Annotated in this window: 13 protein-coding genes; 5 read left to right on the forward strand and 8 right to left on the reverse strand. The window is 56.4% G+C overall.

The genetic code is table 11. The features are described from left to right. Nucleotides 1–100: 100 nt before the first annotated feature. Complete coding sequence (locus tag OHL23_RS25375) at nucleotides 101–1,252, reverse strand: NHL repeat-containing protein (RefSeq protein WP_263354849.1); 1,152 nt, start codon at nucleotides 1,250–1,252, stop codon at nucleotides 101–103. Between the two features lie 389 nt (nucleotides 1,253–1,641). Between OHL23_RS25375 and OHL23_RS25380 the strand changes: the two genes are divergently transcribed. After that, the gene (locus OHL23_RS25380) at nucleotides 1,642–3,576 is read left to right on the forward strand and encodes a winged helix-turn-helix domain-containing protein (RefSeq protein WP_263354850.1); all 1,935 of its coding nucleotides are present in this window, start codon (nucleotides 1,642–1,644) and stop codon (nucleotides 3,574–3,576) included. A 26-nt stretch (nucleotides 3,577–3,602) separates the two neighbouring features. Here the strand turns inward: OHL23_RS25380 and OHL23_RS25385 are convergent, their stop codons facing one another. The 4 genes from OHL23_RS25385 to OHL23_RS25400 are packed head-to-tail and all read right to left on the reverse strand — an operon-like array spanning nucleotide 3,603 to nucleotide 7,349. Then, on the reverse strand, nucleotides 3,603–4,625 hold the full coding sequence (locus OHL23_RS25385; RefSeq protein WP_263354851.1) for an L-rhamnose/proton symporter RhaT: 1,023 nt from the start codon (nucleotides 4,623–4,625) through the stop codon (nucleotides 3,603–3,605). Continuing rightward, nucleotides 4,626–5,891, reverse strand: coding sequence for an enolase C-terminal domain-like protein (locus tag OHL23_RS25390; protein WP_263354852.1), 1,266 nt, complete (start codon nucleotides 5,889–5,891; stop codon nucleotides 4,626–4,628). A 14-nt stretch (nucleotides 5,892–5,905) separates the two neighbouring features. Further along, on the reverse strand, nucleotides 5,906–6,673 hold the full coding sequence (locus tag OHL23_RS25395) for an SDR family NAD(P)-dependent oxidoreductase (RefSeq protein ID WP_263354853.1): 768 nt from the start codon (nucleotides 6,671–6,673) through the stop codon (nucleotides 5,906–5,908). Next, nucleotides 6,663–7,349 (reverse strand): GntR family transcriptional regulator, encoded by a 687-nt coding sequence (locus tag OHL23_RS25400; protein ID WP_263354854.1) that lies wholly within the window; start codon nucleotides 7,347–7,349, stop codon nucleotides 6,663–6,665. The genes OHL23_RS25395 and OHL23_RS25400 overlap by 11 nt, the downstream gene beginning before the upstream one ends. A gap of 152 nt (nucleotides 7,350–7,501) precedes the next feature. On the opposite strand from OHL23_RS25400, the gene OHL23_RS25405 reads away from it, so the two are divergent. Both OHL23_RS25405 and OHL23_RS25410 read left to right on the forward strand, forming a co-directional pair. Further along, nucleotides 7,502–7,825 (forward strand): L-rhamnose mutarotase, encoded by a 324-nt coding sequence (locus OHL23_RS25405; protein ID WP_263354855.1) that lies wholly within the window; start codon nucleotides 7,502–7,504, stop codon nucleotides 7,823–7,825. A 158-nt stretch (nucleotides 7,826–7,983) separates the two neighbouring features. Next, nucleotides 7,984–9,342 carry an alpha-L-fucosidase gene (locus tag OHL23_RS25410; protein ID WP_263354856.1) on the forward strand — a complete coding sequence of 453 codons (1,359 nt, stop codon included), beginning with the start codon at nucleotides 7,984–7,986 and terminating at the stop codon, nucleotides 9,340–9,342. 51 nt (nucleotides 9,343–9,393) lie between these two features. Here OHL23_RS25410 and OHL23_RS25415 read toward each other — a convergent pair whose 3' ends face one another. Together OHL23_RS25415 and OHL23_RS25420 are read right to left on the reverse strand one after the other, a co-directional pair. Further along, entirely contained in the window at nucleotides 9,394–10,800 is a 1,407-nt protein-coding gene (locus OHL23_RS25415; RefSeq protein WP_263354857.1) for an alpha-L-fucosidase, read from the reverse strand. Between the two features lie 166 nt (nucleotides 10,801–10,966). Then, a complete protein-coding gene (locus OHL23_RS25420; protein WP_263354858.1) occupies nucleotides 10,967–14,470 on the reverse strand; it encodes a carboxypeptidase-like regulatory domain-containing protein in 3,504 nt (1,167 codons plus the stop codon). 423 nt (nucleotides 14,471–14,893) lie between these two features. On the opposite strand from OHL23_RS25420, the gene OHL23_RS25425 reads away from it, so the two are divergent. Beyond that, nucleotides 14,894–15,922 carry a LacI family DNA-binding transcriptional regulator gene (locus OHL23_RS25425; RefSeq protein WP_263354859.1) on the forward strand — a complete coding sequence of 343 codons (1,029 nt, stop codon included), beginning with the start codon at nucleotides 14,894–14,896 and terminating at the stop codon, nucleotides 15,920–15,922. Nucleotides 15,923–15,953: 31 nt separating this feature from the next. Then, nucleotides 15,954–17,780: a tetratricopeptide repeat protein gene (locus OHL23_RS25430; RefSeq protein WP_263354860.1), complete on the forward strand. Its 1,827-nt coding sequence runs from the start codon at nucleotides 15,954–15,956 to the stop codon at nucleotides 17,778–17,780. A gap of 7 nt (nucleotides 17,781–17,787) precedes the next feature. Here OHL23_RS25430 and OHL23_RS25435 read toward each other — a convergent pair whose 3' ends face one another. Continuing rightward, nucleotides 17,788–19,617 (reverse strand): CRTAC1 family protein, encoded by a 1,830-nt coding sequence (locus OHL23_RS25435; RefSeq protein ID WP_263354861.1) that lies wholly within the window; start codon nucleotides 19,615–19,617, stop codon nucleotides 17,788–17,790. Nucleotides 19,618–19,925: the final 308 nt, after the last annotated feature.

A 19,925-nucleotide genomic window follows, 5' to 3' on the forward strand; every position in this document is an offset into this window, starting at 1 on the left:
GCAACGGCGAAGACAAAAACAGCGGCTGTCATCGGCTCAGCTGGTTAGCCGAATCTGTAACAGCCGCTGCTTCTCGGGTCGCGCGGAGAACTGCGTCGCGCTACAACTCCAACGTCCAGATCGTGATGGTTGCAGTGTTGTCGTCGACAGCCGCCAGAATCGCAGTCCCGTTATCCTGAACCGAAACACCCAACCCGAAGGAGCCGCCCTGATTTGGATCGACCGGGATCTCTTTAACGAAGTCGCCCTCTTTGGTGAACTCAACGATTTCGCTCGGCTGATTGGGATCGGAGTTGATGACGTCGTTGTTTGTCACCAGGAGGTGTCCGTTTGGGGCTTCCGCCATGGCCAGCGCGCCGTGCAGGTGAGCCGGGTCATCGTAGATGATGAATCCGGGGCCGTCGCTGTTGGTGCGCTTTGAAGCCTGAGGAATCGCAAAGACAACATTGTCCAGGGTCGAGGCTACGAAGAGACGGTCAGTCTTCTTGTCGTAAACCAGGCCGGTCGGAGCATCGAACAAGGCCGCCGGATCGCCCTGATGCTGGTATCCGGACCCGATGGTGTAGTGATCCAGTTTCGTAAGTCCCTGTTCGGTCACGGCAAAATCGATCCTGCTCACAGTGCCATTCAGAGCGTTTGAGAAATAAGCACTCGCTTTGTCGCCGTGATCGACAACAGTCATATCCCATGGGCCGTCGATCTGTGCACTGTCGAAGGTCTGGATCAGTTTGCCCTGGTTGTTGATAACCAGCAGCGAACCCGCCTTAGCTGTTGCCGAGGTGCCATCGGCCGTCGGCAGGTTGGCAACCAGAACAAATCCGTACTGCAGGGTCGCGAGGCCCGTCGAGAGTCCAAGCGGCGCAGTGCCCTGAAAGAAGAGCGTGGGCGCGCCGCTCGTCGGAATGCGAACGATGGTTGTTCCCGTCCCCTGCAGGTTATTCTTGTTGTTAAAATTCGACACCAGGATATCGGCGTGCTTCAGTGGTCCCGAGCCGGTGAGAAAGTTGTTCCCGACAAAAGCGACACCGTATGGGTTGACGTCTCCATTTGAGGGGACGGTCGACGCGCTGCGTGCCGGGTTGGGCAGGAACGGTTCCCGCGATTCAGACTTCCAACCTTGGGCGAAGCCAGGTCCGGTAAAGCACAACATAAGGGTTGCTATGGTGAGGGTCTTGCAAACTGCAGAGGTTGCGATCTGGCGCACTGTCTGAGTTGCGGTCTGGGCTTTCGTGATCATGCTAGGAGTGGTCATGTCCTTGTCCTCGATTCAGAAGATTGCCTGCTTCGAACTCGTCCTCTGAAAGGAGCGTTTCTCTGCAGCCGTGTCCCGACAGTACCCACACCCGCCTTCGAAGTCGTTTGGAATCCCTCAGACTTTTCTTGCTTTCGTGTGAACGACGGCCGCAATTACAAGCGGAAGGCAGATTGAACAGGTTAAGAGCGCGCCAATTGACTGTTGCACAGGCGGTTAGCGGCGGCTTCGCAGATTCTCGGACAGCAGGAATCAGCCTGCGAAACAGGGCGGTCTTGAGCCGCGAAGATGTTCCGGCAAAAATGTTGGCAAAATGATGGCAAAATGTTGGAGACAATGCGGGGTACGATACGTCGGGCGAATCACATTACGAGTTTGGTCCCTTTCGTTTGTATCCGTCGGAGCAGCTGCTTCTCCGGGAAGACGATCCGATTTCGCTCGCACCGAAAGCCTTTGACCTGCTCGTGGCCCTAATCGGCAGTCACGGTCACCTCATAACGCGCGAATCCCTCATGCAGACCGTGTGGCCAGACAGCTACGTGGAAGAGACAAACCTGACCGTCAACATCTCCCTGCTTCGCAAGATCCTCGGAGAAATGCCCGGAGGCCGCCCCTGGATCGCCACTGTACCCAAACGCGGCTACCGCTTTGACGGCCAGGTAATCGTCCACGCAGAACCAGACGGGGCACATGCGTTCGCGTCTCCGGCCCCAACGGCGGAAGAGACCCCGGCTCAAATCGAGCCGCACGGTACTTCTTCCCCGGAAGACACGGCACAACAGCCGCCGATCACCAAATCCAGACATTTCCCTCGCCGCTACCTGCTCTTCGGTGCGGCTGCTCTTCTGGTCGTCGCTCTTTCCATCTGGATCGGTTTCCGCAATTACGCACTCCGTCATCCCGTACCTCTCGCCTCTGTCCACACAATTGCAGTCTTGCCATTTCAATCGGCCGACGCAAATCCCGAAGATCAGTATCTGGGCATCGGCCTGGCAGACGCGCTCATCACGCGGCTGGGCCGGTTGCCGCAGATCGTAGTGCGACCAATCGGCGCAGTGCGCGGCTTTGGAAAGTCCTCGGACCCAGTGACAGTCGGACAACAGCTCGAAGTGCAGGCAGTGCTGGGCGGTACGGTCCAGCGCAGCGGAAGCCGTACCCGGGTGGCCGTTCATCTCAAGCGAACAAGTGACGGGCAGGTGCTTTGGTCCGAAAGCTTTGACTCGCAAAATTCCAGCGACTTCGAAATTGAGGATTCCATCTCGCAACAGCTCGCCAAAGCGCTGACTCTGAAGCTCACTCAGGAAGAAAAGCGTCAGCTTGCCGCACCGAATACGCCCAACAGTCAGGCCTACGAGCTGTACATTCAGGGTCGTTACTATTGGAACAAGCGCAGCGTGGAGTCCGTGCAGAAGAGCATCGACCTCTTTCGCCAAGCGACGAACCTTGACCCCAACTACACCGCCGCGTGGAGCGGTCTGGCGGACGCTTGGATTCTCGCTGGATCTTACGGGAACAGTTTTCTGGCTCCCGCCATCGCCATGCCCAAAGCCAAGGAAGCGGCGGAAAAAGCTCTCGCTCTCGATGATTCTTCCGCCGAGGCGCACACCTCACTTGCCTACATCCACCTGACCTGGGACTGGGATTTTGCCGCGGCCGAACAGGAATTCAAACGTGCGCTCCAGATCAATCCCTCCTACGTAAACGCACATCACTGGTATTCCCACGAACTTGTCGCCCTCGGACGCATCCCCGAGTCGCATGAACAAAGCGAGGCCGCTCTCGCGCTCGACCCGACAGACGTAGTGATCAACGAACACATGGCATGGCATCACCTGATGGCCCGCGAATATGACCGCTCCATTCCGCAGGCATACAAGGCAGTGGAACTGGACCCCGGTTTTGTGCAGGCGCATCGGGTGCTGGGATTGGGTTTGCTTTACACCGGCCGCTCGCGAGAGGCTTGCGCGGAGTTCGAAAAAGGCGTCGACTTATCGCATGGCGATCCGGTCGCCAGCGCCTACCTCGCGCGATGCTATGCGCTAACCCATCGCGAGGCCGAGGCGCGCAAGATACTTCCCGGTCTCGTGCAGGCCTCGACCGAACGGTACATCTCCGCGGCAGAGATCGCCGCTGTCTATGCAGCCTTAAATGACTCCGAATCAGCTCTCAATTGGCTCGACAAAGCCTGCGACGAACATGCCGGAGCGTTGATCTATCTCAATGCCGACCGCGTCTGGGCCCCCCTGCGCAGCAATCCGAAATTCGTTGCGGTGCTCAAGCGGGTCAACCTGCCGGCCCTCGCCGACGAAACACCATCGCATTAAAGCTGAATCGCCGTTAAGAATCGCGCTCAATGATTCCCCGCCGCCAGCAATGCTGTGGCGGCGGTTAAGCAGGAGAAACCCAACACCAGCAGCAGAACGGAGGTGCGCGGAGCATTCTTCCACTCCCCTGTGAGCACGCCGGACAAGGTTGCTGTCATGATCATAAAGATCTGAAAAAGTCCCCACCCGATCGAGGTTCCAAGGGAGCCTAAATAGGTCGCGCTCATACCATAGAGCGCAAACGCCCCCATCCACAGCACACCCATAAGAACCGGTAAGCTGGTATCCGTTGAGGCCCATTTGAATAACGGCCAGCTTCGGTTCTTCCGGAGCAAGTAGAGGCTGTAAGCAATGTTCGGCAGGAAACCGCCTGTCAATCCGACGGGCCACACAGCGTAAGCCGCACGCAATTCAGGGTTGCCAAGGCGCACGGCCTGATGCGCAATGTCCTGGCCGAAGGCAAAAGAGAAATTGAGCATGGGCGCCATCACGCCACACAGGATCGCGAGTAGGACGGCAGCATAATATGCGTTCGCAGGCTTCGATTGCGGATCTCCGTGAATCTTGCGCTCTCTGCTCTCCCGAATCTGGCCGCCCCATGTGGATAGACCGATCCCAACCAGCATCATGGCAACGCCCGAAAGAATCTCGACGATTTCACGCCCACCCACCTGCGAACGATGCTGAACAAACAACGGAACCAGTGTTCCAAGCAGAGCGCCCAGTCCGACAATAATTGCGTAGGCGAGTCCGAGACCCAGACGATGAACCGAAATGCCGAATAGCACCTGGGCAATCCCCCATCCCACTCCAAAGAGAAAAGGGACGGCGATCTGAACCAGTGACAAGGCACGATAGGTATCGAAAAGATGGTCGACCAGCCCCAGCGCGAGCGCCCATGGAAGTATGACCAGCGAGACCACACTGAAGATCAGCCAGGTGTTCTCCCACTTCCAAACTCGATTGAACTTCATCGGCAACATGCAGTTGCCCGACATGAGCCCGGCAAGCAGCGTGAGTGCAATTCCTATCGGCAGCGATGTCTCCATCTATCGGCTCTCGCTGGAGGTCGAAGTCGTGACCGTCCTCATGTCCGTAGACGCGCCCGGCTCCTGCGGCGTCTTGTAGAAGCCGCCACTCACCTGGGCTGGAAAGATAAAGTGCTCCTTGAGATGCGGAATGTGCTCCAGAAAAACAGCTTCGTGATCGAGCGCAATGTGATTGAAAAGGACCAGATGCTGATGCAACTGCCCCATATCTCCGACGTGAGGCACGATTGGCAGCTCATATTTCTTTGCCATCAGGCTGACAGTGAGAAACTCGCTCACACCTGCGAGCCTGGTGCAATCTGCCTGAACGAAATGCAAGCCTCCGTAGCGAAAGAAGTTCTTGAAGAGGACGCGGTTCGGTATGTGCTCACCCGCGGCAATTTTCACAGGCGCAATCTCACGCGAGAGAACTGCATGCACATGGACATCGTCCGGGTGCGTCGGCTCCTCGATCCACAGCGGCTTGAACCGGGCAAGTTCGCGACACATTCGGCTCGCTTCGGCATAGTTCCAATGCTGGTTCGCATCGAACATCAGGATGCCCGAATCGCCAACAACGCCGCGTAGCATCTCGGCCCGGCGCAGATCGCGCGATTCATCCGCTGATCCGACCTTTAGCTTGAAGGCGCGGAATCCACGCTCGATGGCACGCGCGGTGAGTTCGCGCACTTTCTGGTCGTCATACGCCATCCATCCAACCGAGGTGTCATACCCTGGATATCCAGATTCCAAGATTGGTTCACGAATGCCGCGAGTTGAAAGATGTGACCGCAGAATCCCGAGAGCATCTTCCTCGCTTAATGCGTCCTCAACGAAGCTAAGATCCAGCGTCGCAACAACCTCCTCAGGCGTCAGGTCGAGAAGCAGTTTCCACAACGGCACTCCGCGGCTCTTCGCCCATAGATCGAAGCACGCATTCGTGATCGAAGCGAGCGCCAGGTGAACCACACCCTTGTGGGGACCAAGCCAGCGAAGAGACGGATCGTCCGCGAGCCCGCGAGAGAACTTTCCGAACTCCGACATCAGCTCGTTGATTTCCCTGCCCACAAGCGTTCTGGCAAGCATGTCGATCGCTTCGCATACCAGCCTGTTTCCATCCCCGAGCGTAAGCGCAATTCCCGTTCCCGATAACTGCCGGTCACTTTCTAACCGGGTGATCGCCATGCAGTACTCCGAGTTCGTGTGAACCGAATCGGTGCCTGCGCCCGGCGGAAGCGCAAAGCGAGCGTCGACAGTTGAAGCGCGTTGAATTATGCAATCAGGCATCTTTAAGCCTCACCCTATCTCCTGTAACCCAGCTCTGCTCCACCGCTCACCGGCAGGATGCAGCCGGTGATGAACCGTGCTTTAGACGAAAGAAGGAAAACCGCCGCATCCGCGATCACATCTCCGTGGGGACACGAACCGAGCAGGTGAATATCATCGAGATACTGACGAATGGAGCTGGGGTCGGGCTGTTCCGCACACCACCGTTCGAGCATCGGCGTCCATACTCCAGCGGGACACACAGCATTCACGCGAATGGAATACCGAGCGTAATCTGCGGCCATGGCCTTGGTAAGCGAAATCATGGCTCCCTTGCTTGCCACGTAAGCCGCATGATCCTGCTGTCCAATGAGGCCAACCATGCTGGCAGTATTCAGGATCGCTCCTTTGCTCGCCACCAGAGCCTCAAACGCATACTTCGTCGTCCAGAAAACAGACTTCACATTAATGCGCTGCAGGTCGTCCCATTCCCGCTCCGATGTTTCGTGGAGCGGCTTCGACGGGCTCGCAATCCCGGCATTGTTATGCACGGAGTCGATGCGCCCAAACCGCTTCAGCACTGCGTCAATGGCGGCACGCAGAGCATCGCCATCGGACACATCCGCATGGAGCGCTATACTGTCGCCGCCGGCTTCCGATGCGGTGCGCAATGCGGTCTCCAGATCCCGGTCGAGAATAGCGACAGTGGCGCCTTCGCGCGCATAGGCCAGAGCGCACTCGCGGCCGATACCATCCGCGCCGCCGGTCAACACAATCACCTTCTCCGAAAGATCACCCGGCATGTGAGGTACGCTTTTCCCAGTTGTCATAAGCCGTCTTTGCGAATCGTTCCATCGCTCTTTTTACGTACTGCTCCGCAACTTCGCCTTCACCCTCCTGCAACAGATCGATGATTCGTTGATGCGCTTCGAGATCTTTGCCCCAGGCCGACGTCTCCTGGCCGCTTGCCACCACGCGCATGCGGACAAACGCAAAAAACGGAAGAAGTATCCTTCGAGCATGTTCCATCAGGAAGGGGTTGCGAGACAGTTCACAGAGTTCAAGATGGTAAAGGGAATCGCAATCGAGAAGGCCGTCCAGATTTCCGGCGCTGGCCATCTCCCGCATCACATCCAGAGTGGCCTGCAGAACCTTCAAATCAGGCTGCGTTGCGGCCGCAAGGCGCGCGGCCAATCCCTCAATTGCGCCGCGAAGTTGGTAGATGTGGGCTACATCGTCTTCGCTCAGATGGATGACCCGCGCACTGCGTCCGGAAGCCTTGGTTACAAAGCCCGCCTGCGCGAGAATGTTGATCGCCTCGCGGATGGAACCCTGCGCCACACCAAATTTCGACGCCCACTTGCCTTCAACAATCCTCATACCTGGCTGCAACGATCCGCTCATGATCTCCTGGCGCAATCGTTCCGCGAGGTTATGCTTCACCAGGCCTTCGCTCGTAAGTGAGGATGTAGTAGGCATCGTCAAGCACTCAAATCAGGAAGTGCGATCGTATTTGGCCCAGCTATTCTCAGTCAAGGGTAAATTTAAGCACTTGCATATTGCCACTTCGCTGATCTACTCTCCACAGGACAGATAATCGAGCCGGGAAAGATCGGAAGGAGGTCGAGAAGATGAAGCGATTCGGGATGGTAATCCGACTCAAGCCGGGCAGCGCCGATGCTTACCGGAAGTATCACGCGGCTGCATGGCCAGAGGTATTGGACAAGATTCTGGAATGCAACCTCCGAAACTACTCCATCTACCTTAAAGACAACCTGCTCTTCACCTACTTTGAATATCACGGCAGCGATCTGAAAGCGGATTGGGCGAAGATGGCTGCACACACCAAAACCCAGGAGTGGTGGGCAGTGATCGAGCCTCTACAGGATCCCCTGGAGACGCGAAAGAGCGGAGAATGGTGGGCAGACATGGAAGAAGTCTTCCACCTGGACTGAACAGCATGATTCTGCATGCAAAACCGTGTCAAATTTAAGCACTTATATAAAGAACTCGACACAGTTCGCCAGAGCGAACAATTTGCACGAATACCCGCGATATTTTAGGAAAATCGCTCTTGACATCCGCTTCTTTCGATCAATAATGTATTCCGAATATGAGCGCTTATATTCGTGATCGTCGCGAGTTTCTCAGACTTGCATTGACGGCTTCCTGTCTCCCGCTTTTGCCCGGTCCGGGTTGGGCAGAGGCCTTGGCCGACGACCGAACAAGCTGGTATCGCAAAGCTAAATTCGGGATGTTCATCCATTGGGGGCCGTACTCCCAGGCCAGCGTCGAAGCTTCCTGGCCCATCATGCGACCCAAGCCCGGAGAGATCACTGAGGCCGCATACCGAGCTCTGCCACAGACCTTTAATCCAGTGAAATTTGATCCCCACGCTTTTGTCGATCTGGCGCGGTTGGCGGGTCAGGAATACATGGTGTTCACCACCAAGCACCATGACGGATTCTGCATGTTCGACTCCGCATACACGGACTACAAGATCACCAACACGCCCTACGGCAGAGACATCGTCGCTCAACTGGCCAAAGCCTGTGGCGAAGACGGTATGCCTCTCGGTTTCTACTACTCACCGCCGGACATGCACCACCCAGGATTCCGCGATACGACAAAACTGGCTGCGGAAAACTGGCACGGCGAACCTCAGCGTCCGGAATGGCCCACCTATCTCCAGTACATGCAATTGCAACTGACAGAGTTACTGACCCGCTACGGTCCCGCAGCCCTCATCTGGTTCGACGGCCTCAACGACCAGAAGAAGTACAACGGCGCTCAGGTGCTGGAAATGATCCATGAGATGCAGCCTGCGACGCTTGTCAACGACCGGATTGGAGTCGATGCCGACTACGAGACCCCGGAGCAGTTCATCCCCACCGCCATTCCGACCAAGGGCATTCAGCTTACCGGCATCGACCCGGAGGTCTCCAAGCGTCTGAAGAATACAGTCCCGAGGCCCGAAGACTTCAGGCTATGGGAAACCTGCATGACTATCAACAACACTTGGGCCTACAACAAGAACGATCACGAATTCAAGTCAGAGCAGACGCTGATTCGAAGCCTCGTTGAAGTGGCAAGTCGCGGGGGCAATTTTCTTCTAAACGTCGGGCCTCAACCGGACGGTCAGATCCAGCCGGAATTTCAGCAACGGTTGCGAGCCATCGGAGATTGGCTCACCCTCAATGGCGACTCGATCTATGACACCACCTATGGACCGATTCAGGGCATCGCAGGTTTGCGCACGACCGCGAATGACAAGTCGATATATGTGCACCTGTTCGATTGGCCAACTGCGGCCTGCGAGATTCCAGGCATCGAGGCAAGAGTCCTTTCCGCTCGCCTGCTGGCAAATGGGATGCCTTTGACCTTTCATCAGACCGAGGGGAAACTAATAATCGATCTCCCCTCGAAAGCGCCCGATCCTAACGTTTCTGTGATTGCACTTAAGACCTATTAGCTCACGGCTGCGGTATACGTAACTACCCAATCCTAGAGTCGAAGAATCGTTTTAAACACCCATGCGCGGTTTGTTCACTCGCACATAGTCGGTGTCCTGATGCGGTTCCGAGTCACATTCGATGGCGATGGTTGTCAGCGGATAATCCGGAGCCTCCATCGGCAGCCCGGTAAAACGCACCCGGAATTCATCCTGGCTCAATGCAACGGCTTCTCCAGTCTTGACCAGCTTAGCTGCCTTTACCTTGACCCGCAGACCAGAGATAGCCACATACTCACCGGGCCAGAAATGTACGTGCATGTAGAGCGTGTTGCCCTTGCGTGTGAAGCTAGCGTAGTTGGAGCGGCGCACCTGGCAGATATCGGTTTCGTAAATCGTATGGCCATTGGTTTGCAGCCATTCCCCCACTTCGCGCAGAGCACGAACGCTCGGCTCCGGAATGGAGCCGTCCGGCTTGGGGCCGATATTTAGCAGATAATTGCCATCGTCGCGCGCACAAGTAATCAGGTTGCGCAGGATAATCCGGGAGTTCTTCCAGTTGTCGTCCGCCGCCTGATAGCCCCAGCTATCATTCATCGTCATGCAGGACTCCCAAGCGCGCCCGCCAGTCTCCGCAACGATTCTTTGTTCCGGCGTCGAGAAATCTCCCGTGAGCTTGTTGCGATTGTTCACCACAATCTCCGGCTGCAGTTCAAAGATCATCTTGTTCATCCGAATGGACTCCCAGCCATTCGCATCCAGGGGCCACGCGACGTCATACCACAGCACATCGATCTTCCCGTAGTTCGTCAACAACTCGCGAATGAGTCCGTGCGTATATTCCACAAACCGCTTGCGCGCCTCTTCATCCGTTGCACACTTCGCACCATCGGGATGATGCCAGTCCATGAGCGAGTAATAGAAACCTACGCGCAAACCCTCAGCACGCGCGGCCTCGACGTATTCGCGCACCACGTCCCGTCCCGGACCTTGCTTCGCGGCGTTGTAATTGGTCAACTTCGTATCGAAATTGCAAAATCCCTCATGATGCTTGGTGGTCAGCACCATGTACCGCATGCCTGCCTGCTTGGCCAACTTGGCCCATGCAGCCGGTGAACCCGCTCGGGGATGAAACGTCACCGCATGAGGCGCATATTCCGCCACCGGGATGGCTTCATCCTCCATCTCCCACTCATGCCGCCCAATTGTGCTGTACACGCCAAAGTGGATGAACATACCGAAGCGCGAGGCCCTCCACCAGACCAGGCGTTGCGCACGAGTCCCCTCTCCCGGTTCCGGCGTTGAGCTCTTGGTGTCCTGTGCAGACGCCATTGCGGTCACTCCAGGAGCGCTTGTTGCAGCAATGGCCAGCATGGCTGCACCAGTTCCTTTCAGGATGTTGCGGCGCGTAAGTAAGCCTTGTGTCATCGAGTCTTGATTCATTTGATCGATATCTTCTATTTGACTTATTCGATCCATGGCTTATCACCCTCCTCTGGGTATCTCCGTAGGACTCTAACGAACGTGCATGAAAGTGGTTGCGAATCTGCGACGATCTATCAAGCTAAGATATTGCGCGCGGTCAACCGGGGACGGTCGACCGCGCATGATTGCCGATTGTGACCGGAGCGATGCTCCGGCTGGCTCAGAATACGATCTTGCCGCTCAACTGAAGTTGTCGATTACTATTCGCCTGACTGGTGCCAATCTGACCGAAGTTTTTGGGGTTGTTGATATCGTTGCCAGGCTGGCCAAAGATCGGATGGTTGAAGACGTTGAAGGCTTCTGCGCGAAATTCGAATTGCTTCTCGTGCCATATGGGGAACGATCGGATGACCGAGGAATCGAGATTGATCCACCTTTGATCCTGCTGCGTATTGGTGCCCCCGTTTCCATACGTATATAGCGCAGGGACCGCGTAGGCTGCCGTATTGAACCATTCAGCTTGGGTGTGTGGGCTCCTGTGGACATCTCCCACTACATTGGCGCGCTCATAGGAAGCACTGTTTCCAGTATTGGCTTGATCCGTTTCGTCGAGCACAGTAAAGTTCTGCCCATTGCGCCAGGTGAATATCTCGTTCAGTTGCCAGTTACCGAGTATGTAGTCGGCTATCCGGTTGCCCGTTGAAAACCTCTGGCCGGGGCCGACAGGGACGGCATAGAGACCATTCGCAACAAACAAATTGGGAATATTGGTCGAGGACGGCCCACGGGAAGCCAGCGGATCGTACGGATTCTGCGGCACTTGCCCCTCGATGCCAAACCAGCCGTCGTCTACCGTCAACGACTTGGCCCATGTATAGGCTACCTGGTACGAGAAGCCGCTGGTATAGCGCTTGTCCAATTGCACCTGGAGGGCGTTGTAGCTGCCTGTGCCGACACTGTGGTCGTAGAAAGTCGGAATGCTGTAGGGATAAGGCTCTCTCGGTTGTGTATCTCCGGGACCCGGCGTGAGCGCCGTGTTATACAAGCCTCCGACGTTGGCGCGATGCGTCGTGGACCCGACGTAATCCACCCGCAATGCCAGGGAACCACTCAACTGCCGCTGCACACCGAAGTTCCACTGCTCGGAATAGGGGTTCTTGATGTGAGGATCAAAGTACCACTGGTTACTGCCGAATGGTGTCGCAGGCGGGAAGAGTGCGTTTCCGCTCGCCGCAAACGGATTCTGCGCGGTCACAGTCGGCGTAAGCTGGGTGGAGGTTGGAACATTGGTAAGGGAGCCTGCGATCTCCTGCCCGATATCGGGCCAGGAACCCTCAAAATTCTGGGCCATTTGAGTTACCGCAGCCCAGTCATCGTAGACGATTCCGAAAGCGCCGTGGACTACTGTTTTCTCATCGACTTTGTAGGCAAAGCCCACCCGTGGCCCGTAGTTGGTATGGACGTTGTGGGTGATCTTTCCATTCTGGCTTACGATCACATGGGCCGGCAGTCCCGTTCCAGGGATACAGGGCGCATAGCCTCGAACTGCGCAGAGAGGGGGCAACTGCTGCACGATGAAATTACCGGTATCCCAATCCATATCGCCGGTTTCGGGCCCTCCATGCTGGCCTACGGTTGCGGCGGTTCCATACCTCGGCAGGAAGGGATAGTCGTAACGCAATCCAAAATTCAAAGTGAGTCGACGCGTTGTCTTCCAGGAATCCTGGAGGAAGGCGCTCAGGAGACCGCCGGGCCGCTCCTGCTCATTCACGTCGCGGCGACTGGCTCCGCTATTGGGAACGTTCAGCAGAAAGGAGGAAAGGGCGTCACCCGTGGGGGTAGAAAGCTCGGGATCGGCTGTTTGCACAGATCCAAAGCCCATTCCAATTTGGGCCAGCGGACTGGCAAAGTTGGCGGTATCGAATCCGATGCCAAACTTGATTTCGTGGCTTCCGCGGATTTCCGTAAAAGTGCCACGCAGTTCATCGGTGTCGGTGGCCTTGGGGGTGTCGTCAATGCTTTCGCTTCCGTTCGCAAATCCGCTGACACCCGGACCTGGGAGCAAGGAACCTCCGTGAGCCGCGGCAAAGCCGCTCACGAAGCCGCTTGAAAAGCCAACAGTACTGAGAACATCCGCCGTCGAGGCTGTAAAGCGCGTAGTGGAGTCGTCGACAACGGTTGCGCGTGCAAATTGTATCTGCCCAATGCGGGTCGGGCTGAAGATGTGGACGTAGCTGCCGCCCCAGTCGCGCGCGTCAATAATGTGGTGAGTCGGTAGACCTGGCAGTCCTCCAGATTGGTTGACCGTGCTGTTGATAAAGCTATAGCGGAACCACGCCGAATCCCTTGCTCCAAAATTCTGGTCACCGCGGACATTGAATTCATTCTGGACCTGAGTTGTCGGGGTGGTATCGAGAGCGTTAGCTGCGCAAAAGCCGCTCGTCTCCAGCTTCAAACAAGGACCTGCCGCCGGGAAGACAAACTTTGCCCAGGCGACCATGGCTGGGTTAATCAGGTTGGAGGGAATCTGGTTGCCCGCAAACGCCGGACGCGAGAAAGTGCCGCAGGGGTCACCGGAAGTCGCAACGCATGTTGTATCAAAGGGATTGTAGATCGGTAGTTGCTGATTGTCCGCCTCATTGCCGGCCAACTCCGCCGCGGTTGGCACCAGCAACTCATTATTGCTTGGCGTTGAATACCGGTATCCCTGATATGCGCCGAAGAAAAAGGTCTTGTTCTTGCCGTGATAGAGCTTGGGAATCACGACAGGTCCGCCGCCCGAGGCGCCAAACTGGTTCTGATGATAGAAGGCCTTAGGGGTGCCCACTGGCAGGAAGTAGTTCTTTGCATCAAAGGCCGTATTGCGGATGTATTCCCATGCCGTTCCGTGAAGCTCATTGGTGCCGCTCTTGGTGACCACATTGACCACGCCGCCGAGCACCCCGCCGAACTCCGCACTATCGGTGTGCGAAACCACCTTGAATTCCTGAATGGCGTCGATAATCGGCGCAACTGCATACGTGCTTTCGATCGACCCGTAGTTATACAAGCCGTCCATCAGAAAGAAGTTGCTGCGGCCGGTCTGCCCGTTGATCGCGGGGAAAGAGTAATCCGATCCGATAGCGACAGCAGCGCCAAAGCCGCCATTCCCGTTCATTCCCGAATTCTGCCCGACCATGATGGGAACCACGCCGGGAGTGAGCGAAAGAAGCGCGGTGAAGTTACGGCCATTCAGAGGGAGATCGTTGACCTGCTTGGTCTCGATCACCGTACCCAGGCTGGCGCTGGATACATCCAGTTGGGCCGAGGTGGTTGCATCGACCGTGACCACCTGCGTCGCTGTACCAATGGTCAGGGAAAAATCAAAGGTCGCAGTTTGATCGACGGTGAGGACAAAGGCATCGGTCTTTTGCGGATTAAAACCATTGGCGTTGGCCTGGATGGTGTATCTACCCGGACTGACGTTGAGAATTACGTATTCGCCGGCGTTATTCGTGATCGAAGTGTGCTCGACCGAGGTGTCTGTGTTCTGCAGGACGATGGTTGCGCCGGCAACCACTGCCCCTTTGGGGTCTCGGATCACACCGTTCACGGAGGCGGTTGAGACTTGAGCTCGTGCCGAACCCGCAACCAGCAGGAAAAGAAGGCTGAGGAGACTGACCAGGCGCAGTCCGGGAAACACACTCCCGGCCTGCCGTAGAAAACCCTTTGTACGATCTTGCATGGGAAACCTCTCTCAGAGCGTCGTTGGTCTCAAAAAAGTGTCGTTCGGTGACCGTTCACCCATCCGGTTTTTTCGAAGTTACGAATACGGTGACTATTCCGTATACTTAGGTGGGGCGATCAACTTTTAGCCAAAACGAACGGCGATTGTCAAGAGAAAAAATCCAACTTTCGGTGGACTATCTTTTCATCCTGAAGCGCGAAAACCGGCAAGAGTGGTCTTCGTTCCCGGAAATAAACTTTGAAGATGGCGGTTGCAGTTCTGCCAGCTAATTCGCTATAGTGACCGCTTGAGTCAAAGTTTCGTTCAATCGTGCCTCGGAAATCGACCAGAGAAATTGGGATCGTCTGGCGGTTGCGCCCGGGGATTCTAAAGCTTGAGGTTGGGGCGCAAGCTCAAGAGCAGAGCCGGAGTTCTCTTGAAATGACGATTAGAATGAAAGACATAGCGAAGGAACTAGGTCTCTCCCAGGCCACGGTTTCCAAGGTCTTGCGCGATCATCCTGATATTGGCGAGACGACCCGCCAGCGGGTGCTCGAACGAGTCAAAGAGTTGGACTATCAGCCGAATTCCCTCGCGCGCAGCCTGGTCACCGGGCGCAGCTATCTGATTGGCCTTGTTGCACCCAGCCTGCTCCACCCATTCTTCGCTGAAATTGCCTTGGCGCTCTCAAGGTCAGTCCGGGACAAGGGCTATTCTCTGATCGTGTCCTCATCGGAGGAAGATCCGGAACTCGAGAAAGAAGAAATTTCGCGGCTGCTGGGACGCCGTTTGGACGCGCTCATCATTGCCTCCTCCGGGGCGAATCTCGAGCAGTTCGAGAGAATGGACAGCAAGGCTCAGCCCTACGTGCTCATTGATCGCGACCTCACCGGCCTGACCGCTAATTTCGTCGGCATCAATGACGAGAAGGCCGGACGCTTGGCGACGGAGCATCTCATCGATATGGGCTGCCGCCGCGTGGCGCACATTCGGGGGCAGGATAACAGCACGGGCATTGGCAGATTCGAAGGCTACAAACAGGCTCTGCGCCATCACGGGATTCCCTTTCGGGAAGACTACGTCGTGCGCAGAAGCTACGTGGATACGGAAACGACACGGCAGGGCGCAGAGGCGATGCGGCTTCTTTTAGAACGAGATCCGATGCCCGACGGCGTATTCTGCTTCAACGATCCGCTCGCCATTGGAGCGATGAGTACCATCCTCGAAGCGGGTCTGAGGATTCCAGAAGACATCGCGCTGATCGGCTGCGGAAATCTGCCCAATAACCACTGTCTTCGAGTTGCGCTTTCGAGCATCGACCAACAGAGCCAGATGATCGGCCAGCGCGCCGCCGAATTGGTCCTCAACCTCATTGAATCCAAACAGATACCTCGCGCTCGGACCATTATTCTTGAACCGACGCTGGTGGCTCGCTCCTCAACCCAAAGAAAACTGGTCCCAGTCATGTGAAACTCGTTGAGAATCGAAGCATGGTCTGATCATGAGCTGGAAAGATGCTTCTCCTCGGCGAGGTACTTGTCTGAAACTACGGCGGATAGTATCGGCGGCGTTTCTGCCCGTCACCCTGACATTTCTGTTCTGGGCAAGCCCGGCGCAGGGACAGAACGACTCCTCCGCAGCTCATACAGGGCAGTCCGAGGAAGGTTATATCGGCTCACAGGCATGCGCGCGGTGCCATGGGGAGATCTATCGGCGATATTCGCAAACCAGCATGGGGCGTTCTATGTCCCTGGTTACACCGGCATTTCTCGAAAACATACCAACCTCCGCATCGTTCCTCCACGAGAGACTCAACCGGCGCTTTGAGGTCTACTCCCAAGAGGGAAAGCTCTATCAGACCGAATCCGGAACCGACGCAGACGGGAAGGAGAGCTTTCGAGACACCCACCAGATCGAGTGGATCATCGGAGCGGGCATGAATGGATTCGGGGCCATTGTCCGCAAGGACAACTTCCTCTTTCAGGCACCTCTCTCGTTCTATTCCAAGCCGAGGAACTGGTTGCCAACGCCCGGATATGAGTTCACCGATCTGGGATTCAACCGCCCGATCACGCCCGGCTGCATCTTCTGTCACAGTGGCCGGCCAAATTCCGTAGCCGGAACCAACGGAAAATTCGAGAGTGAATCTTTCTCGGAGCTCGCCATTGGGTGCGAACGATGCCATGGTCCCGGAGCCGATCACGCGCAATCGATGCGCCAAACGAGTGCTCTGGCTGAAACCAAATCCGCATCTGCGAAACCTCTCATCAGCCGGATTGTGAATCCAGCCAACCTTACTCCCTACCTTGCCGACAACATCTGCATGGCCTGCCATCAGACCGGCGATGTGAGAGTTCTCAAGCCAGGAAAGACGTATCAGGATGTCCACCCCGGAGTTCCACTCGACGACACGCTCTCGATCCTGCTGGTTCCGCCAACGCGCGAATCACCACCGTCTGCGAACCATGTCGAGCACTATTACTCCATGACACTGAGCAAGTGCTACCGCGCAAGCCAGGGCCGCATGAGCTGCATTACCTGCCACGATCCTCATGTCGAGCCGTCCCGCGAGGGGGCCTCCGCGTATTTCGCCAGCAAATGCCTCACTTGTCATACCGATCAAAGCTGCAAGGCGCCTATCGCCACCCGTATGCAGCGAAAACCCGTCAACGACTGCATCGGCTGCCATATGCCGAAGCGCGATATACAGGTCATCTCCCACTCCAGCGCCACCAACCACCGCATCGTAGCGACACCAGACGAACCGTTCCCAGACATCACCTTCCGCCAGACAACCACAGCGCTGCCTGACCTGATCCATCTCAATCCAGCTCCGGGAAAGGAGTCAGTCCCTCTTCCGTTGCTATCCCTGTTGTCGGCTTACGGAGAACTTGCAGAAAGCAGCCCGGAATACGTCGCGCCCTATCTTCGAGTTCTCGGCCAGTTGGAGCAGAAACAACCGGACGATCCGCTCGTCCAGGCATCGCTAGGACGTAAGTCCCTGAAGAGCGGAGACTTTCAGACCGCTGTCGTGCATCTCAGGCGTGCCCTGCAGTTGGGAACGCCAGCAGCAACCACGTATGCCGATCTAGCCGACGCTCTCGCTCATCTAGGACAAACGGAGGAAGCGCTGTCCCTGATCGAGCAGTCGATCACCCTGGACCCATTCAATCCCGTTATCCGGAAAATGCTGGTGATCCGCCTGATCGAAACAAAGCAATATGCAAAGGCGCACGACGCTCTCGAACGCTACCTCGAAATCTTCCCCCAGGACGATTTCATGCGCAAAATGCTGGCCCGCGCCGAAGGAAAGAATCCGCAGCCGTAACCCTCTGCTAGGGTTTCGGAACCGCGTAAGGCTGTTTTTTGACGATGCCTTTGCCCTCCTGGATAGTCACGACCTGCCCTGCGGCGACTCCGGAAAATGCCTCGGTCTTCCCATCGAGCCACCGGACCGACAGATCCGCCGAAGTCGCCTTGCCGAGGCCAAAGTGCAGCCGGAAATCGCTCTGCGAAATGTAAGATCCGCCACTGCGGACTTCATCCATCTGCTTCTGACCATTCGCAGTCACAGTAACGCGCGCCCCGATCGCATCGCGATTGCTTGCGGTCAGTGCACGAATCAGGATTGAATGCCCCATCAATGGAGCAGTGTTCCTGAGCAGGGACGGAGCTTCCCCCATGTTGACGATCACAATCTCTTCGTTGCCGTCATTGTTCAGATCTCCGGTGGCCAGGCCGCGAGACGAATGTGCCTCTGCGATGCCGCTGCCAGCCATGGGAGACAGATCATAGAACTGCTTGTCGCCACGGTTCCAGTAGACCAATCGCTTTTGTTGAAACGTCTCGCCGGTATGCCCGGAATCTACTTCGGGATATACATGACCATTAGCCAGAATCAGATCCTGCCATCCATCGTTGTCGATATCGATCGCCGCAGTACCCCATCCCAAATATCTGGTGTTGACCGCAAGGCCGCTGTCGATCGTTGCATCTGTAAAGTTGTTATCTCCCTGGTTGCGATAGAGAGTATGCGTATCATCGGCGAAGTTGGTCTTAAAGATATCGAATCGCCCGCTATGGTCGAAATCTGCTGCCGCTACGCCCATTCCTGCCTGCTCGCGGCCTTCGTCGTTGTACGCCACTCCCGCCTGCACCCCGATCTCCTCGAAGCGCTCTCCTTTCAGGTTATGAAAGTAAAGACTCGCCGTGGAATCGCAGGCGACGAAGATGTCGGGCCAGCCATCGTTGTCGAAATCCGCCACCAGCGGCGTAAAGCAGTAGTAATTCTTAGGGGTCGTAATGTGCATTCGGTCCGATACGTCGGTGAAGTGGCCGTGCCCGTCATTCTGATACAGAGAGATCGTCTCTCCAGGCAGGCCACGCGGGCCGCAGATAACCGGCAATCCCTTCCATTCGCACTGCGATCTCTCTCCCGGATGCGGCGTCTTGGCAGGATCGAACTCGATATAGTGCACCACCATGAGATCCAGGGCGCCGTCCCGATTGAAGTCCAGAAATGCGCAGCCCGTGCTCCAGCGGGTTTTAGCCATGCCAAGCCCACGAGCCTCCGTCTCATCGCGAAAGGTGCCGTTCCCCTGATTGCGGTAAAGAACGTTCTGGCCCCACTGCGTCATGAACACGTCGACATTTCCGTCGTTATCGATATCCCCGGCGCAAACTCCCTGCCCCCAGCCTGAGTGAGCCAACCCAGCCTTCGCGGTGACATCCTCAAACTTGAAATTACCGAGGTTGTGGTAGAGCAAAGGGGTCGGCGAAGTACCATCCTTCTGAAAGCGATCGCCATTGACCAGAAGAATGTCCGGCAAGCCATCGTTGTCGTAGTCGAAAATCGCCACTCCAGTCCCGGTCGTCTCGACGATGTACTGTTTGTTCTTCGCCGCGCCGGAGACGTTCACGCCAGTCAACCCAGCCTTAGCCGCAATGTCTTCAAAGCGAACCACCGGGGGCTTCATTCCCGGCGGCAGCGGCTTGGCAGGCGTGGCCGTTCCGTTTCCGGTGGCCACACCCATTTGCGCATAACATGAGCCGCTTATGGCCAGATTCAGGAACAATGCGATGGGAAGAATCAACAGACGGATGCGGCCGGGCGCAGCAACGAGACGGTGTATCTCCATATTCAGGCGAATTGTAGCATTGGACACGCAGCCGCTTCCGCATCCTCGCCTGCCAGTAGTTTCTCAGTTTGAGATGTCCGCCGTCGGGTCGAACAGCAGCGGCTTCGCAACTATCCCACTTCTCGAGGAAGCTTGGAAATCTCGTCAGTCAGGGTCTTTGGTATCGGTTCTCCTGGTTGGCGAGGAAACTCAGAGATATCAGTACGTTTGTCGTGAAAGCGATAAAGCTCGAATCCATCAGAAAAGACCTCTACCTCCGACATTGGCCATGACAGGCAGACAGTGGCCCAGTATCCCTTCGCTACAGCTCTCGGAGGCGCACACCGAGCCCGACA

Origin of the sequence: Acidicapsa acidisoli (assembly GCF_025685625.1) — a bacterium.
GTDB classification, from domain to species: Bacteria; Acidobacteriota; Terriglobia; order Terriglobales; family Acidobacteriaceae; genus Acidicapsa; species Acidicapsa acidisoli.

Bases quoted from the DNA above. Each gene is read 5' to 3' on its own strand.
- OHL23_RS25375 (WP_263354849.1), bottom strand. From the start codon at position 1,252: ATGACCACTCCTAGCATGATCACGAAAGCCCAGACCGCAACTCAGACA.
- OHL23_RS25385 (WP_263354851.1), bottom strand. From the start codon at position 4,625: ATGGAGACATCGCTGCCGATAGGAATTGCACTCACGCTGCTTGCCGGG.
- OHL23_RS25390 (WP_263354852.1), bottom strand. From the start codon at position 5,891: ATGCCTGATTGCATAATTCAACGCGCTTCAACTGTCGACGCTCGCTTT.
- OHL23_RS25395 (WP_263354853.1), bottom strand. From the start codon at position 6,673: ATGCCGGGTGATCTTTCGGAGAAGGTGATTGTGTTGACCGGCGGCGCG.
- OHL23_RS25400 (WP_263354854.1), bottom strand. From the start codon at position 7,349: ATGCCTACTACATCCTCACTTACGAGCGAAGGCCTGGTGAAGCATAAC.
- OHL23_RS25405 (WP_263354855.1), top strand. From the start codon at position 7,502: ATGAAGCGATTCGGGATGGTAATCCGACTCAAGCCGGGCAGCGCCGAT.
- OHL23_RS25410 (WP_263354856.1), top strand. From the start codon at position 7,984: ATGAGCGCTTATATTCGTGATCGTCGCGAGTTTCTCAGACTTGCATTG.
- OHL23_RS25415 (WP_263354857.1), bottom strand. From the start codon at position 10,800: ATGGATCGAATAAGTCAAATAGAAGATATCGATCAAATGAATCAAGAC.
- OHL23_RS25420 (WP_263354858.1), bottom strand. From the start codon at position 14,470: ATGCAAGATCGTACAAAGGGTTTTCTACGGCAGGCCGGGAGTGTGTTT.
- OHL23_RS25425 (WP_263354859.1), top strand. From the start codon at position 14,894: ATGACGATTAGAATGAAAGACATAGCGAAGGAACTAGGTCTCTCCCAG.
- OHL23_RS25430 (WP_263354860.1), top strand. From the start codon at position 15,954: ATGAGCTGGAAAGATGCTTCTCCTCGGCGAGGTACTTGTCTGAAACTA.